Here is a 13,885-nt window from a genome sequence, read left to right as displayed (position 1 = left end):
ATGCCCCATCACGTGTATAGAAGCTGATTCCCCTATGGCACCACGAGTAAAGACCAGCGAGCGCATTGTGCAAACCAGCCTGGAGCTTTTTAACCAGCAGGGCGAGCGCAGTATCAGCACCAACCATATTGCTGCCCACATGGAAATTTCCCCGGGCAACCTGTACTACCACTTCCCCAACAAGCAGGCGATCATCGCCGTGCTGTTTCGCGAATACGAAGCCCTGGTGGACAGTTTCCTGCGTCCGCCCCAGGGGCGCGCCGCCACCGTTCAGGACAAACGCTTCTACTTGCAGGCCTTGCTGGCGGGCATGTGGCGCTATCGTTTCTTGCACCGCGACCTTGAACACCTGCTGGAAAGCGACCCGGAACTGGCCACCGGCTACCGGCGTTTCTCTCAGCGCTGCCTGATCCAGGGCAATGCGATCTACCGGGGGTTTGTCGATGCCGGCATCCTCAATATGGACCCGATCCAGACCGAAGCCCTGACCCTCAACGCGTGGATCATCCTCACGTCGTGGGTACGCTTCCTGTGCACCACCAACGAAAATTCCGCGCACTTGAGCGCCGAGGCGATCAAGCGCGGGGTGTACCAGGTGCTGGTGCTGGAGGCCGGGTTTGTCACGCCCGAGGCCAAGGACGCGGTAGACGCGTTGTTCAAAGAGTTTTACGTGCCGTTGAATCAGGCACTGGAAGAAGTGAAGTAGGACCTTTCCCGAATCTGTCCACAGGAGTCCGTCATGCCGCTTGCCCAACTGATCAGCCCCCAGCCATTGGCCGAGCGCCAACAGTCGCCCGGGCTGGTGATCCTTGATTGCCGCTTTGCCCTTGAAGACCCGGATTACGGGCGTTGCAGCTACGCCGAAGGGCATATCGAGGGCGCGCAATACGCCGACCTGGAGCGCCACCTCAGCGGGCCGGTGACCAAGGGCGTGACCGGTCGTCACCCGTTGCCAGTCGCGGACACGCTGGCGCAGCAACTGCGGGCCTGGGGCATCAATGCCGACACCGACGTGGTGCTGTATGACGACGGCCCCGGCGCGTTTGCCGCCCGGGCGTGGTGGTTGCTGGCGTGGTTGGGCAAGCGTGACGGTGTGTTTATCCTCGATGGCGGCCTCAAGGCCTGGCATGCCGCGGGCTTCCCATTGAGCCTGGATGCGCCGGTGATCCAGCCCGGGACGTTTGCCGGCACGCCGGATAACCATTTGTTGCTGGACGCCGAACACCTGCAAAAGCGCCTGGGCCAGCCGGGCCTGACCTTGATCGATGCCCGCGCCCAGCCGCGCTTTCGCGGTGAGGTGGAGCCTATCGACCCGGTCGCCGGGCATATTCCGGGGGCGCAGTGTGCGGCGTTCAGTGAAAACCTGGGCAGCGATGGGCGTTTCTTGCCGGTTGAGCAGCTCAAGCAACGGTTTGCTGATCAGTTGAAAGGCCGTTCACCGGATGAGCTGGTGGCCTATTGCGGTTCGGGGGTGACGGCGTGTCATAACCTGTTCGCCCTGAGCCTGGCGGGGTATCCGTTGGGCAAGTTGTATGCGGGGTCTTGGAGTGAGTGGATTACTGACCCCCAGCGGGAAATCGCTACAGGCGACTAAAACCCCAGGGTGAAAACCCAATCAAACTGTGGGAGCTGGCTTGCCTGCGATAGCGGTGGGTCAGCTACACATGTATCAACTGACAGTCTGCCATCGCAGGCAAGCCAGCTCCCACATTTTTAACCGTGTTGTGTCAGTAGCCATTGGGGGATGCGGTGTTCAAGGTAGTAGCTTGGGCGCTTGAGCGATCCGCCGACAAAACCCACGTGGCCGCCTTTTTCCAGTAATTCAAACTCCGTGCAATCCGACAGCTCACCAGCCTCCGGCAAGCTGTGAGCAAACACAAACGGATCATCCGCCGCATGAATTATCAGCGTCGGCGTACGAATCTCACCCAGGTAATAGCGACTCGACGCGCGGCGATAGTAATCCTCGGCACTGAGGAACCCATGCAACGGCGCGGTCACCCGCCCATCGAAATCCCAGAACGTGCGCATCTTCTCCAGCGAACCCAAGGCCTCCAGGGTCTTCAGCCCGTCCGCGCGGCCGTCCTGCAAGAACCGGTGCTGCTTGACGCGGATGTACGCCAGCATTTCACGCATGAAGTGCTTCTGATAAACCCGCGAAAAGCCCAGGCCGATACGATCCGCGCATTGATCCAGGCGAAACGGCACCGACACCGCCGCCGCGCCCTGCAAGCCCGAGGCCCCGCCGGTTTCACCCAGGTGTTTGAGCAACACATTGCCCCCCAGCGAATAACCCACCGCATACAGCGGCGCCAACGGTCGTTTGGCCCGCAGATGGGCAATCGCCGCTGCCAGGTCTTCGCTGGCGCCGGAGTGATAGCTGCGCGCCAACAGATTCGGCTCCCCCGAACAGCCACGCCAGTTCAGCGCGGCGCTCGCCCAGCCGCGGCTGGCGAGGGCTTTTTGCAGGCCGGCCACGTAGGGCGAGTTGGATGAACCGGTCAGCCCGTGCAACACCAGCACCAACGGCGCTTGCGCGTCGTGGGGGCCGTGCCAGTCGAGGTCGAGGAAGTCACCGTCTTCCAGCCACAGGCGCTCGCGTTGGCGTTCGATGTGGGTGGTGGGGCGCCACAGCGGGCCCCACAGCGTTTGCAGGTGGGGGTTGCCGAGGCCGAAGGCGGGGGTGAACAGGTCAGAAGAAGGCTGCATGACACTCTCGATGGCAAGTGAACTCACTGTGGCGAGGGAGCTTGCTCCCGCTGGGCTGCGTAGCAGCCCCATCAAGAACACCGCATGTATTCAGTCAGAACACTGTTGCCGGTTTTAGGGCTGCTTCGCACCCCAGCGGGAGCAAGCTCCCTCGCCACAGGGTTAGGCGGCGCTTTCGACTAAGCGGTGCCACAACGCGTAATACACCCGACCGGACTTCTGTTCCCGGTGCAGGCGCCAGGCACCCGGCAGGCCGAGGGTGGAAGGCGCGGTCTCGCTTTCAGTGTAGATCCACGCATCCGGCGCCAGCCATTGGCGCTCTTCCAGCAGTGCGCACACGGTCGGCAGCAGGTTCTGGTTGAACGGCGGGTCGAGAAACACCACGTCGTACTCGCTGGCCGGCTGGGTTTCCAGGTAGCGCAGGGCATCGGCGGTTTGCACCTGGCCGTTGGTGCAGCGCAGGGTGCCCAAGTGTTCCTTGAGGCTGGACACCGCCACGTTGCTTGCATCCAGCGCCTGGGCCTGGGCCGCGCCACGGGACAGCGCCTCGAGGAACAGCGCGCCGCTGCCGGCGAACGGGTCCAGCACCTTGGCCCCGCCGATGTACGGCGCGAGCCAGTTGAACAGGGTTTCACGCACGCGGTCTGGCGTTGGGCGCAGGCCCACGACATCGGGGAAGCTCAGCTTGCGGCTGCCCCATTCACCGCCAATGATGCGCAGTTGGCCCACACCGTTGTGGACGTTGTGGACGGGTTTTTTCGGGCGAGATGAACTGGCCATTAATGCTCCGGAACCCCGAGCGGCTGCTCGGCGGGTTTATCAGTGGGGGGCGGTAGTGGCTTTTGCGCAGTGGTCGGGCCGGCGGTCACGATGACCATCTTGTCGGCGCTCAAGTGTTTGTTCATTGCAGCCTTGACCTGCTCTACGGTCAGGGCCTGGGATTGTTTCATGAAATCTTCCAGATAGCTCAGCGGCAGGTTGTAGAAACCCATCGCGCCCAGCTGTCCGACGATATCGGCGTTGCTCGCGGTAGACAGCGGGAAGCTGCCGGCCAGCTCGCGCTTGGCGTCATCCAGTTCCTTTTGGGTCGGGCCGGTCTTCAGGTAGTCAGCCACCACCTCCTCAACCAGGCGCAGGGTGCCGCCGCTCATTTCGGCGCGGGTCTGCAGGTTGATCATGAACGGGCCGCGCACCTGCATCGGTGAGAAACCGGAGTACACGCCGTAGGTCAGGCCGCGTTTCTCGCGCACTTCACTCATCAAGCGCGTACCGAAGCCACCGCCGCCGAGGATCTGGTTGCCCAGGGACAAGGCCGCGTAGTCCGGATCGGCGCGGTCGATGCCGAGTTGGGCGAACAGCAAGTGCGTCTGCTTGGACGGAAACTCGATATGGCTCAGGCCGGCTTTAGGCTCGGTGGGCTGGGCGATCTTCGCCAGTGCCGGGCCTTTGGGCAGCGACGCCGACACCTTGGCCGTCATGGCTTCGGCTTCGGCGCGGGTCAGGTCGCCGACCACCGCAATCACCGCATTGCCAGCGGCATAGGCCTTGGCGTGGAAGCCCTGCAACTGCGCAAGGTTGATCTTCGGCACGCTCTCGGGCGTGCCTTCACTTGGATGCGCGTAAGGGTGGTCGCCGTACAGGCGCTTGAACAACTCCAGGCTGGCCAGCTTGGCCGGGTTCTGCTTCTGGTATTCGAAGCCGGCGAGAATCTGGTTCTTGATGCGCGCCAGGGAGTCGGCCGGGAAGGTCGGCTTGCCGATCACGTCATCAAACAGCGACAGGGCCGCATCACGCTTGTCGCCGGCGCTCAGACTGCGCAGGGACACCAGCGCCATGTCGCGGTAGGCACCATTGCCAAAGTCGGCGCCCAGGCCTTCGAAGTCGCGGGCGATCTGGCTAACATCCTTGCCCGGCACGCCTTCGTTGAGCATGGCGTTGGTCATCAGCGCCAGGCCCGGCACGTTGCCGTCCTGGCTGCTGCCGGCGGCGAACAGGATACGCAGGTCGAACATCGGCAGTTCATGGGCTTCGACGAACAGCACCTTGGCGCCTTCGGCGGTGGTCCAGGTTTGCACGTCGAGCTTGCGGTTGGTCGGCGCCTTGCCGTCCAGCTCGGCCAAGGATTGCAGCTTATTGGCCGACTGGGCCTTTTCCAGCGCCGGGCTGGCGATGGATTCGCTCGGGCGCAGGAAGTACACGGCGCCGGCGGCGATCAGGGTGACGGCGATCAGGCCGGGGAAGATCAGGCGGCTGCTTTTGCGATCACTCATGAGCGGTCTCCTCAGGCAGGACATGGGCGACGCTGAGGCGTTCGCGGGTGAAGTAGGTGCGCGCGGCTTTCTGGATATCTTCCGGGGTCACGCTTTGCAGGTCGGCAAGCTCGGTGTCCATCAGCTTCCAGGACAGGCCGACGGTTTCCAAGGAGCCGATGGCCGTGGCCTGGCTGGTGATGGAATCACGCTGATAGACCAGGCCGGCAATGACCTGGGCGCGGATGCGTTCCAGCTCGGCGGCGGTCGGTGGCTTGGCCTTGAGTTCGTCCAGCAGGCGCCACAGGCCGGCTTCGGCTTGGGCGATGGTCTTTTTCTTCTGCTGGTTCGGCGTGGCCGACAGGGTGAACAAGGTGTCACCACGGGTGTAGGCGTCGTAGTTGGTGGAGGCGGCGGAAACCAGCTCTTCACCGCGCTCCAGCTGCTCGGAGATACGTGCGCTGTAGCCGCCATCCAGCAGGGCGGAGATCAGGCGCAGGGCCTGGACCGAGCGTTTGTCTTCGGCGGTGACCAGGCCGGGCACGTTGAAACCGAGGATCACGCTGGGCAGTTGGGTCTGTACACGCATGGTCAGCAGGCGTTCGCCAGGCTCGGCCAGCTCCATCGGCACCTTGGCCGGTGGCACGTCACGCTTGGGGATCGGGCCGAAGTAGCGCTGGGCCAGGTTCTTCACCTCGTCCGGGGTGACGTCGCCGACCACCACCAGGGTGGCGTTGTTCGGCACGTACCAGGCTTGGTACCAGTGGCGCAGCTCTTCGACCTTCATGCGCTCCAGGTCAGCCATCCAGCCGATGGTTGGCGTGTGGTAGCCACTGGCCGGGAAGGCCATGGCCTTGAAACGCTCGAAGGCCTTGGACATCGGGTTGTCGTCGGTGCGCAGACGGCGTTCTTCTTTAATGACCTCGATTTCGCGGCTGAACTCGTCGGCCGGCAGGCGCAGGCTGGCCATGCGGTCGGCTTCGAGTTCGAAGGCGACGCCCAGGCGGTCGCGGGCCAGCACCTGGTAGTAGGCGGTGTAGTCGTCGCTGGTAAAGGCGTTCTCTTCGGCGCCCAGGTCGCGCAGGATCAGCGAGGCTTCGCCTGGGCCGACCTTGGCGCTGCCCTTGAACATCATGTGTTCCAGGGCGTGGGACAAACCGGTCTGGCCCGGGGTTTCGTAGCTGGAACCGACCTTGTACCAGACCTGGGAAACCACCACTGGCGCGCGATGGTCTTCGCGTACGACGACCTTGAGGCCGTTATCCAGGGTGAATTCATGGGTGGGTTGTGGATCGGCAGCCAAGGCTGAAAGAGGCAGACAAACTGTGCTGAACAGCAGGCCTGCGGCGCGGCGGGCTAGAGCATTCATTCGTTTTTAAACCTGTTGGGCTGCCCGCTTGGTCTTAGCGTCGGCGGGCGAGGAGGTGCTAGGATACTGGTCGGATTTACGGACGGCCACTGCGGCAGTCCTGTTAAGGCCCGATTTAGGCCTTACAAGATGTTGCGCATGAACGAGCTGGCTAAAAAACAGTCTGTTACGCATCGAATTTTATTTACCGACGCGCCCCTCTGGCGCGTCGCTACCTTGAGATAGCCGTCCTCCATGTTTGGTTCCAACGACGACAAGAAGACCCCAGCTGCGGCTGGCGAGAAGAAAGGCCTGTTCGGATGGCTGCGCAAAAAGCCGCAGGAAACCGTCGTCGAACAGCCACAGGTTCAACCTGAGCCTATCCCAGAGCCTATCGTAGAAGCCGAACCGGTCGTAGAGACCCCGGCGCCGGTGGTGTTGCCGCTGGTTGAACCGGTGTTGCAGCCGGTGGTCGAGGCTGAGCCAGCGCCAGTCGTTGAGCCAGAGCCAGAGCCAGAGCCAGAGCCAGAGCCAGAGCCAGAGCACAAGCCTTGGCCCGAGCTGCCAGTGGCAGAAGAGCCAGTGGCGCTGGTTGAAGATGTACAGGCTGAACACGTCGCACCACCGATCCCTGCCGTGGTTGAACCGGTGGCCGTGGTGGTTGAAGCGGCGCCAGTCGTCGAAACAGCCGTTCCTGCTGTGGTCGAGCCCGAACCCGTTGTCGCCGAAGCCAGCAAGACCGGCTTCTTCGCCCGTCTCAAGCAAGGCCTGAGCAAGACCAGCGCCAGCATCGGCGAAGGCATGGCTAGCCTGTTCCTCGGCAAAAAGGTCATTGATGACGAGCTGCTGGAAGACATCGAAACCCGTCTGCTCACCGCCGACGTGGGCGTCGAAGCCACCGCCGTGATCATCCAGAGCCTGACGCAGAAGGTCGCGCGCAAGCAGCTGACTGACGCCGATGCCCTCTACAAATCCCTGCAAGCCGAGCTGGCTGCGATGCTCAAGCCGGTGGAAGCACCGCTGGTGATCACCCCGAACAAGCCGTTCGTGATCCTGGTGGTGGGTGTCAACGGCGCCGGCAAGACCACCACCATCGGCAAGCTGGCGAAGAAACTGCAGTCCGAAGGCAAGAAAGTCATGCTGGCGGCGGGCGACACCTTCCGCGCCGCTGCGGTAGAACAGCTGCAAGTGTGGGGCGAGCGCAACAAGATCCCGGTGATTGCCCAGCACACGGGCGCCGATTCCGCTTCGGTGATCTTCGATGCCGTGCAAGCCGCCAAGGCGCGCAACATTGATGTGCTGATCGCCGATACCGCCGGTCGCCTGCACACCAAAGACAATTTGATGGAAGAACTGAAGAAAGTCCGCCGCGTGATCGGCAAGCTCGACGCAGACGCCCCGCACGAAGTATTGCTGGTGCTCGACGCCGGCACCGGGCAGAACGCCATCAGCCAGGCCAAACAATTCAACCAGACGGTGCAACTGACCGGCCTGGCATTGACTAAGCTCGACGGCACGGCCAAGGGCGGCGTGATCTTCGCCCTGGCCAAGCAGTTCGGCCTGCCCATTCGTTATATCGGCGTCGGTGAAGGTATCGACGACCTGCGTACCTTTGAAGCCGAACCCTTTGTCCAGGCACTTTTCGCCGAGCGGGAGCGTTCATGATTCGATTCGAACAGGTCGGTAAACGCTATGCCAACGGGCATGTGGGCTTGCATGAGCTGAGCTTTCGAGTGCGTCGCGGCGAATTCTTGTTTGTCACCGGGCACTCTGGCGCCGGTAAAAGCACCTTGTTGCGCCTGCTGCTGGCCATGGAACGCCCGACCACCGGCAAACTGCTGCTGGCCGGCCAGGACCTGGCCACCATCAGCAATGCGCAGATTCCGTACCTGCGCCGCCAGATTGGCGTGGTGTTCCAGAACCACCAGCTGCTGTTCGATCGCACGGTGTTCAACAACATTGCCCTGCCATTGCAGATCCTCGGGCTGTCCAAGGCCGAGATCGTCAAACGCGTGGATTCGGCCCTGGAGCGCGTGGCGCTGTCGGACAAGACCGACCTCTACCCCGGCGACCTGTCCACCGGCCAGCAACAGCGCGTCGGCATTGCCCGCGCCATCGTCCACCGCCCGGCCTTGCTGCTGGCGGACGAACCCACCGGTAACCTCGACCCGCGTTTGGCCGCAGAAATCATGGGCGTATTCGAAGACATCAACCGCCTGGGCACCAGCGTATTGATCGCCAGTCACGACCTGGCACTGATCGCTCGCATGCGCCACCGCATGCTGACCCTGCAACGCGGCCGCCTGATCGGTGACGGGGAGGCTGGCGTATGAGTGCTACCCGCAGCCCTAAAGTCTCCGAACGCGTGGCGCCGAAACCGGCCGACCCGCAACCGCAGAAAAAGAAAAAGCACGACGAAGATGACGGCCCGGATTTCGGCACGCTGCTGCGCGCCTGGATCGAAAGCCACCGCGCCAGCCTGCTGGACAGCCTGCGTCGCCTGGGCAAGCAGCCGATCGGCAGCTTTTTCACCTGCCTGGTGATGGCCGTGGCCTTGAGCCTGCCGATGGGCTTGTCGCTGCTGCTGAACAATGTGGAGCGCCTGGGCGGTTCCTGGCAGCGTGCGGCGCAGATTTCGCTGTACCTCAATATCGATGCGAGCACCAAGGAAGGCGAAGGCCTGCGTGACGACATCAAGAACCTGCCGGGCGTAGCGGATGCCGAGTACATCAGCCGCGACCAGGCCCTTGAGGAGTTCCAGCAACAATCCGGCCTGGGCGAGGCGCTCAAGGAGCTGCCGCAGAACCCGCTGCCGGGCGTGGTGCTGGTGACGCCGAATGAAGTCGACAAGCCCGCATTGGAAGCCCTGCGACAAAAACTCGCAGAGATGCCCAAGGTGCAACAGGCGCAACTTGATCTAGTCTGGGTGGAGCGCCTGGCAGCGATCCTCAAGCTGGGTGACCGCTTTGTGTTCGGCCTGACGGTGCTGTTGGTGTCTGCATTACTTTTGGTGATAGGTAATACCATTCGTCTTCATATTGAAAACCGTCGCACCGAGATAGAAGTGATTAAACTGGTCGGCGGCACGGACAGCTATGTGCGTCGGCCTTTTCTGTACATGGGCGCGCTTTATGGCTTCGGCGCCGGGATTTTGTCCTGGGGCGTGCTGGCATTTGGCTTGGACTGGCTGAACGACGCGGTTGTCGGGCTGGCTGGCTTGTACGGCAGTGATTTCGCCCTGGCGGGCGTGCCGGTAGCCGATGGTCTGAGTCTCTTGCTTGGCGCGGTGCTGTTGGGGTATATCGGTGCTTGGATTGCGGTCGCTCGTCATTTACGCGAGCTGGCACCGAAGTAGTTAATGTCAGATTAATGTGGTTTCGTTTGTATTGACCGTATCAGCGGTTTAGGGAACTTGTCCTACGGTTCCCGGTCAATTTTCGCAGTGCTGAACTGCACGAGTTATGTAAGTCGGAGGTTTCGTATGACCACTTCTTTGCAACCTGCTTATGCTCTGGTCCCAGGTGCGAACCTGGAGGCGTATGTGCACACGGTCAACAGCATTCCATTGCTGACGCCCGAGCAGGAGCGTGAACTGGCCGAGAGTCTCTACTATGAGCAGGATTTGGGGGCGGCTCGGCAGATGGTGCTCGCCCACCTGCGTTTTGTCGTACATATCGCCCGTAGCTATAGCGGCTACGGCCTGGCGCAGGCTGACCTGATCCAGGAAGGCAACGTTGGCCTGATGAAGGCGGTGAAACGCTTCAACCCTGAGATGGGTGTGCGTCTGGTGTCGTTTGCCGTGCACTGGATCAAGGCGGAAATCCACGAGTTCATCCTGCGCAACTGGCGCATCGTGAAAGTCGCGACCACCAAGGCCCAGCGCAAACTGTTCTTCAACCTGCGCAGTCAGAAAAAACGCCTGGCGTGGCTGAACAACGAGGAAGTCCACCGCGTGGCCGAAAGCCTCGGCGTGGAGCCCCGTGAAGTGCGCGAGATGGAAAGCCGCCTGACCGGCCATGACATGGCCTTCGACCCAGCCGCCGAAGCGGATGACGACAGCGCCTTCCAATCGCCGGCCAACTACCTGGAAGACCACCGCTACGACCCGGCGCGGCAACTGGAGGATGCGGACTGGAGCGACAACTCCAACCACAACCTGCACGAAGCGCTGGAAGTGCTGGACGACCGCAGCCGCGACATCCTCTACCAGCGCTGGCTGGCAGAAGACAAAGCCACGCTGCACGACCTGGCGCAGAAGTACAACGTCTCGGCCGAGCGGATTCGTCAGCTTGAGAAAAGCGCGATGAACAAGCTGAAACTGTCGATCGCTGCCTAAAGCGCTGCGATAAACCAAAAAAATGCCCCGATCGAAAGATCGGGGCATTTTTGTTTGTCTTCACGCGGTCCCTGTGGGAGCTGGCTTGCCTGCGATAGCGGTCTGTCAGATACAGATGTGCTGGCTGATAGACCGCTATCGCAGGCAAGCCAGCTCCCACAGTTGTTTCTGTGTTGTGTCAGTCGGACCAAGGGGCTTTGCGAGTGTTGTTGAGTTCGAGCAGGTAGCCATCACCCCCCAACTGACTCATCTGCTGGCGAATCCACGCCGCCCGCCGTGCCACATACGCCGTCGGATGGCTGGCACTCCACACCCTTGGGTTGGGCAACACCGCCGCCAGATAGCTGGCCTGCTGGCGGGACAGCGCCTTGGCACTTACGCCAAAGTGGTGCCGCGCCGCCGCTTCTGCGCCAAACACGCCTTCATCCCATTCCACACTGTTGAGGTACACCTCAAGAATCCGCTGCTTGGGCCACAGGATTTCGGTCAACCCGGTAAACCAGGCCTCCAGGCCTTTGCGCAGATAACTGCGGCCGGCCCACAGGAACAGGTTTTTCGACACCTGCTGGCTCAAGGTACTGGCGCCGCGAATCGAACCGCCGCGCTCGTTGTGCAGGATCGCCGCCTGGATCGCGCCGAAGTCAAAGCCCCAATGCTGCGGGAAGCGCTGGTCTTCGCCGGCCATCACCGCCACTTTCAGCTCGTCGGAGATCTCATCCCACGGCACCCAGGTGCGTTGCAGGTCAATGGGCTCGCCGTCGAACCAGGATTCGATCTTGCGCTCCACCATCAGCGCGGTGAACGGCGGCGGCACGACACGCAACAGCAGCGCCAGCAGGACACTGCCGACGGCAAACCATTTCACGACTTTGAGAAAACGACTGAAGAGGAGACGCAGCATAGAGATGGCTTGGCCGAACCCGTTGAGCGGGCCATTATACAGACCCTGCCCCTTGTGACTGGAGTTCCTCATGCTGCGTGGCTTTCTGATGTTGGCGGCCTTTTTCGGCTTCACCGGTGTCGCCCTTGGCGCCTTCGCCGCCCATGGCCTGAAAAACCGCCTGAGCGCCGAATACCTGGCGATCTTCCACACCGGCGTCACCTACCAACTGGTGCACACCCTGGCCCTGTTCGGCGTGGCTCTGCTGGCGGCGCACCTGCCGGGGCGACTGGTCACCTGGGCGGGTGTCTCGTTTGCCGTCGGCATCCTGTTGTTCTCCGGCAGCCTGTATGTGCTGACCATGACCGGCATCAGCAAGCTCGGCATCATCACCCCGTTTGGTGGGTTGGCGTTCCTGCTCGGCTGGTTCCTGCTGGGCCTGGCGGCGTTCCGCTTGCAAGCCGCCTGACCAAGGGACTTGGGTCAGCCACGTTGATCGGGCTAGAATGCTGGCCCCTAAAAACGATGGCGGCCCGCGGCATGCGCATTCAGTTGAACGGCGAACCCTTTGAACTGCCCGACGGCGAAACCGTTGCGGCCCTGCTGACCCGCCTGGACCTGACCGGGCGTCGCGTCGCAGTGGAGCTCAACCTGGATATCGTCCCGCGCAGCCTGCACGCCGAGACCGCGCTCAACGAAGGTGACCAGATCGAAGTGGTCCACGCCATTGGCGGCGGCTAGTCGCGCAACTTCCTGAATTCTGCAGAACCTCACCCCATTCCGAGGATTTCCCATGAGCATCGTTCGTAGCGACAAGCCCTTCGTCCTGGCCGGTCGTACCTACCAGTCCCGTCTGCTGGTCGGCACCGGCAAGTACCGCGACATGGAAGAAACCCGCCTGGCCATCGAAGCCTCGGGCGCCGAGATCGTCACCTTCGCCGTGCGCCGCACCAACCTGGGCCAGATCGAAGGCGAACCGAACCTGCTCGAAGTGCTGTCGCCGGATCGCTACACCTTCCTGCCGAACACCGCCGGCTGCTACGACGCCATCGAAGCCGTGCGCACCTGCCGCCTGGCCCGTGAGCTGCTCGACGGCCACAACCTGGTGAAGCTGGAAGTGCTGGCCGACCAGAAAACCCTGTTCCCCAACGTGATCGAAACCCTCAAGGCCGCCGAGACGCTGGTCAAGGAAGGCTTCGACGTGATGGTCTACACCAGCGACGACCCGATCATCGCCCGCCAACTGGCCGAAATCGGCTGCATCGCCGTGATGCCGCTGGCCGGCCTGATCGGTTCCGGCCTGGGGATCTGCAACCCGTACAACCTGCAGATCATCCTTGAAGAAGCCAAGATCCCGGTGCTGGTGGATGCGGGCGTGGGCACTGCCTCCGACGCGACCATTGCCATGGAGTTGGGCTGCGACGCGGTGCTGATGAACTCGGCCATCGCCCACGCCCAGCAACCGATCATGATGGCTGAAGCCATGCAACATGCGATCGTCGCAGGCCGCCTGGCCTACCTCGCCGGGCGCATGCCGAAAAAACTCTACGCCAGCGCCTCTTCGCCGCTGGATGGTCTGATCAAGTAAGAGCCATGATGACTGAATCAAACGAAACGCCGAACACCGTGGAAGAGGGCGACGAGTCCAAGCACCGCCGCATCAAGAGTTTTGTGATGCGCGCCGGTCGCATGACCGAAGGCCAGCAAAAGGGCCTGGAGCAAGGTACGCCGCTGTTCGTGTTGCCGCTGGCGGATACGCCGGTGGACTACGACCAGGTGTTCGGCCGTTCGGCCCCGCGTTCCCTGGAAATCGGCTTCGGCATGGGCCACTCCCTGCTGGAAATGGCTGCGGCCTCGCCGGAGCAGGATTTCATCGGCGTTGAAGTGCACCGTCCCGGTGTAGGTGCGCTGCTCAATGGCGTGCTGACGCAAGGCCTGACCAACCTGCGGGTCTACGACTGCGACGCGATTGAAGTGCTCAACCGCTGCATCGCCGACAACAGCCTTGACCGCCTGATGCTGTTCTTTCCGGACCCATGGCACAAATCCCGTCACCACAAGCGCCGCATCGTCCAGGCCTCCTTCGCGGAACTGGTGCGCAGCAAGCTGAAAGTGGGCGGCATCCTGCACATGGCCACCGACTGGGAACCGTATGCCGAATACATGCTGGAAGTGATGGATGTAGCGCCTGGCTACCGCAACCTGGCCGAAGACGGCAAATGCGTGCCACGCCCGGCCGAGCGGCCGATCACCAAGTTCGAACGTCGCGGCGAGCGACTCGGGCATGGGGTGTGGGATTTGAAGTTCGAAAAGCTGGCTTAATCAGCTAGAAATTTGAAATGCAATCAACTGTGGGAGCGGGC

Annotated in this window: 15 protein-coding genes; 10 read left to right on the top strand and 5 right to left on the bottom strand. The window is 62.2% G+C overall.

Annotation, left to right across the window (positions count from 1 at the left end):
• The first annotated feature begins 34 nt into the window (after positions 1–34).
• Positions 35–706, top strand: coding sequence for a TetR/AcrR family transcriptional regulator (locus DBR46_RS14630; RefSeq protein WP_124526774.1), 672 nt, complete (start codon positions 35–37; stop codon positions 704–706).
• Between the two features lie 33 nt (positions 707–739).
• Positions 740–1,594: a sulfurtransferase gene (locus DBR46_RS14625; RefSeq protein WP_124526773.1), complete on the top strand. Its 855-nt coding sequence runs from the start codon at positions 740–742 to the stop codon at positions 1,592–1,594.
• A gap of 119 nt (positions 1,595–1,713) precedes the next feature.
• On the opposite strand, the gene DBR46_RS14620 is transcribed toward DBR46_RS14625, so the two are convergent.
• The 4 genes from DBR46_RS14620 to DBR46_RS14605 form a co-directional block, all read right to left on the bottom strand.
• Positions 1,714–2,709 (bottom strand): hydrolase, encoded by a 996-nt coding sequence (locus DBR46_RS14620; protein WP_124526772.1) that lies wholly within the window; start codon positions 2,707–2,709, stop codon positions 1,714–1,716.
• 162 nt (positions 2,710–2,871) lie between these two features.
• Complete coding sequence (gene rsmD / locus DBR46_RS14615; protein WP_124526771.1) at positions 2,872–3,489, bottom strand: 16S rRNA (guanine(966)-N(2))-methyltransferase RsmD; 618 nt, start codon at positions 3,487–3,489, stop codon at positions 2,872–2,874.
• Positions 3,489–4,979 carry a pitrilysin family protein gene (locus DBR46_RS14610; RefSeq protein ID WP_124526770.1) on the bottom strand — a complete coding sequence of 497 codons (1,491 nt, stop codon included), beginning with the start codon at positions 4,977–4,979 and terminating at the stop codon, positions 3,489–3,491. Before DBR46_RS14610 ends, rsmD begins: the two co-directional genes overlap by 1 nt.
• Positions 4,972–6,327 (bottom strand): pitrilysin family protein, encoded by a 1,356-nt coding sequence (locus tag DBR46_RS14605; protein ID WP_124526769.1) that lies wholly within the window; start codon positions 6,325–6,327, stop codon positions 4,972–4,974. Before DBR46_RS14605 ends, DBR46_RS14610 begins: the two co-directional genes overlap by 8 nt.
• Before the next feature lie 234 nt (positions 6,328–6,561).
• On the opposite strand from DBR46_RS14605, the gene ftsY reads away from it, so the two are divergent.
• The 4 genes from ftsY (at position 6,562) to rpoH (ending at position 10,642) form a co-directional block, all read left to right on the top strand.
• Entirely contained in the window at positions 6,562–7,971 is a 1,410-nt protein-coding gene (gene ftsY, locus DBR46_RS14600) for a signal recognition particle-docking protein FtsY (protein WP_124526768.1), read from the top strand.
• Positions 7,968–8,639 (top strand): cell division ATP-binding protein FtsE, encoded by a 672-nt coding sequence (gene ftsE / locus DBR46_RS14595; protein WP_017737950.1) that lies wholly within the window; start codon positions 7,968–7,970, stop codon positions 8,637–8,639. Before ftsY ends, ftsE begins: the two co-directional genes overlap by 4 nt.
• Positions 8,636–9,661, top strand: coding sequence for a permease-like cell division protein FtsX (gene ftsX / locus DBR46_RS14590; RefSeq protein ID WP_017737951.1), 1,026 nt, complete (start codon positions 8,636–8,638; stop codon positions 9,659–9,661). The genes ftsE and ftsX overlap by 4 nt, the downstream gene beginning before the upstream one ends.
• A 126-nt stretch (positions 9,662–9,787) precedes the next feature.
• Positions 9,788–10,642 carry an RNA polymerase sigma factor RpoH gene (gene rpoH / locus DBR46_RS14585; RefSeq protein WP_016972967.1) on the top strand — a complete coding sequence of 285 codons (855 nt, stop codon included), beginning with the start codon at positions 9,788–9,790 and terminating at the stop codon, positions 10,640–10,642.
• Positions 10,643–10,820: 178 nt separating this feature from the next.
• Here rpoH and mtgA read toward each other — a convergent pair whose 3' ends face one another.
• Positions 10,821–11,543 carry a monofunctional biosynthetic peptidoglycan transglycosylase gene (gene mtgA, locus DBR46_RS14580; protein ID WP_124526767.1) on the bottom strand — a complete coding sequence of 241 codons (723 nt, stop codon included), beginning with the start codon at positions 11,541–11,543 and terminating at the stop codon, positions 10,821–10,823.
• A gap of 70 nt (positions 11,544–11,613) precedes the next feature.
• Between mtgA and DBR46_RS14575 the strand changes: the two genes are divergently transcribed.
• The 4 genes from DBR46_RS14575 (at position 11,614) to trmB (ending at position 13,844) form a co-directional block, all read left to right on the top strand.
• Complete coding sequence (locus DBR46_RS14575) at positions 11,614–11,991, top strand: DUF423 domain-containing protein (RefSeq protein WP_017737954.1); 378 nt, start codon at positions 11,614–11,616, stop codon at positions 11,989–11,991.
• 71 nt (positions 11,992–12,062) lie between these two features.
• On the top strand, positions 12,063–12,263 hold the full coding sequence (gene thiS, locus DBR46_RS14570) for a sulfur carrier protein ThiS (protein WP_177414059.1): 201 nt from the start codon (positions 12,063–12,065) through the stop codon (positions 12,261–12,263).
• Positions 12,264–12,315: 52 nt separating this feature from the next.
• On the top strand, positions 12,316–13,110 hold the full coding sequence (locus tag DBR46_RS14565) for a thiazole synthase (protein WP_003234615.1): 795 nt from the start codon (positions 12,316–12,318) through the stop codon (positions 13,108–13,110).
• A gap of 8 nt (positions 13,111–13,118) precedes the next feature.
• Positions 13,119–13,844, top strand: a complete 726-nt coding sequence (gene trmB, locus DBR46_RS14560; protein WP_124526765.1) for a tRNA (guanosine(46)-N7)-methyltransferase TrmB — start codon at positions 13,119–13,121, stop codon at positions 13,842–13,844.
• Positions 13,845–13,885 lie beyond the last annotated feature (41 nt).

The sequence above is a fragment of the Pseudomonas sp. KBW05 genome (genome assembly GCF_003852405.1).
GTDB lineage: Bacteria > Pseudomonadota > Gammaproteobacteria > Pseudomonadales > Pseudomonadaceae > Aquipseudomonas.
This window is presented reverse-complemented; position numbering and strand designations above follow the sequence as displayed.

What these genes read in the sequence shown, in the direction of transcription:
- DBR46_RS14630 (WP_124526774.1), top strand. Translation starts at nt 35, where the DNA reads ATGGCACCACGAGTAAAGACCAGCGAGCGCATTGTGCAAACCAGCCTG.
- DBR46_RS14625 (WP_124526773.1), top strand. Translation starts at nt 740, where the DNA reads ATGCCGCTTGCCCAACTGATCAGCCCCCAGCCATTGGCCGAGCGCCAA.
- DBR46_RS14620 (WP_124526772.1), bottom strand. Translation starts at nt 2,709, where the DNA reads ATGCAGCCTTCTTCTGACCTGTTCACCCCCGCCTTCGGCCTCGGCAAC.
- rsmD (WP_124526771.1), bottom strand. Translation starts at nt 3,489, where the DNA reads ATGGCCAGTTCATCTCGCCCGAAAAAACCCGTCCACAACGTCCACAAC.
- DBR46_RS14610 (WP_124526770.1), bottom strand. Translation starts at nt 4,979, where the DNA reads ATGAGTGATCGCAAAAGCAGCCGCCTGATCTTCCCCGGCCTGATCGCC.
- DBR46_RS14605 (WP_124526769.1), bottom strand. Translation starts at nt 6,327, where the DNA reads ATGAATGCTCTAGCCCGCCGCGCCGCAGGCCTGCTGTTCAGCACAGTT.
- ftsY (WP_124526768.1), top strand. Translation starts at nt 6,562, where the DNA reads ATGTTTGGTTCCAACGACGACAAGAAGACCCCAGCTGCGGCTGGCGAG.
- ftsE (WP_017737950.1), top strand. Translation starts at nt 7,968, where the DNA reads ATGATTCGATTCGAACAGGTCGGTAAACGCTATGCCAACGGGCATGTG.
- ftsX (WP_017737951.1), top strand. Translation starts at nt 8,636, where the DNA reads ATGAGTGCTACCCGCAGCCCTAAAGTCTCCGAACGCGTGGCGCCGAAA.
- rpoH (WP_016972967.1), top strand. Translation starts at nt 9,788, where the DNA reads ATGACCACTTCTTTGCAACCTGCTTATGCTCTGGTCCCAGGTGCGAAC.
- mtgA (WP_124526767.1), bottom strand. Translation starts at nt 11,543, where the DNA reads ATGCTGCGTCTCCTCTTCAGTCGTTTTCTCAAAGTCGTGAAATGGTTT.
- DBR46_RS14575 (WP_017737954.1), top strand. Translation starts at nt 11,614, where the DNA reads ATGCTGCGTGGCTTTCTGATGTTGGCGGCCTTTTTCGGCTTCACCGGT.
- thiS (WP_177414059.1), top strand. Translation starts at nt 12,063, where the DNA reads ATGCGCATTCAGTTGAACGGCGAACCCTTTGAACTGCCCGACGGCGAA.
- DBR46_RS14565 (WP_003234615.1), top strand. Translation starts at nt 12,316, where the DNA reads ATGAGCATCGTTCGTAGCGACAAGCCCTTCGTCCTGGCCGGTCGTACC.
- trmB (WP_124526765.1), top strand. Translation starts at nt 13,119, where the DNA reads ATGACTGAATCAAACGAAACGCCGAACACCGTGGAAGAGGGCGACGAG.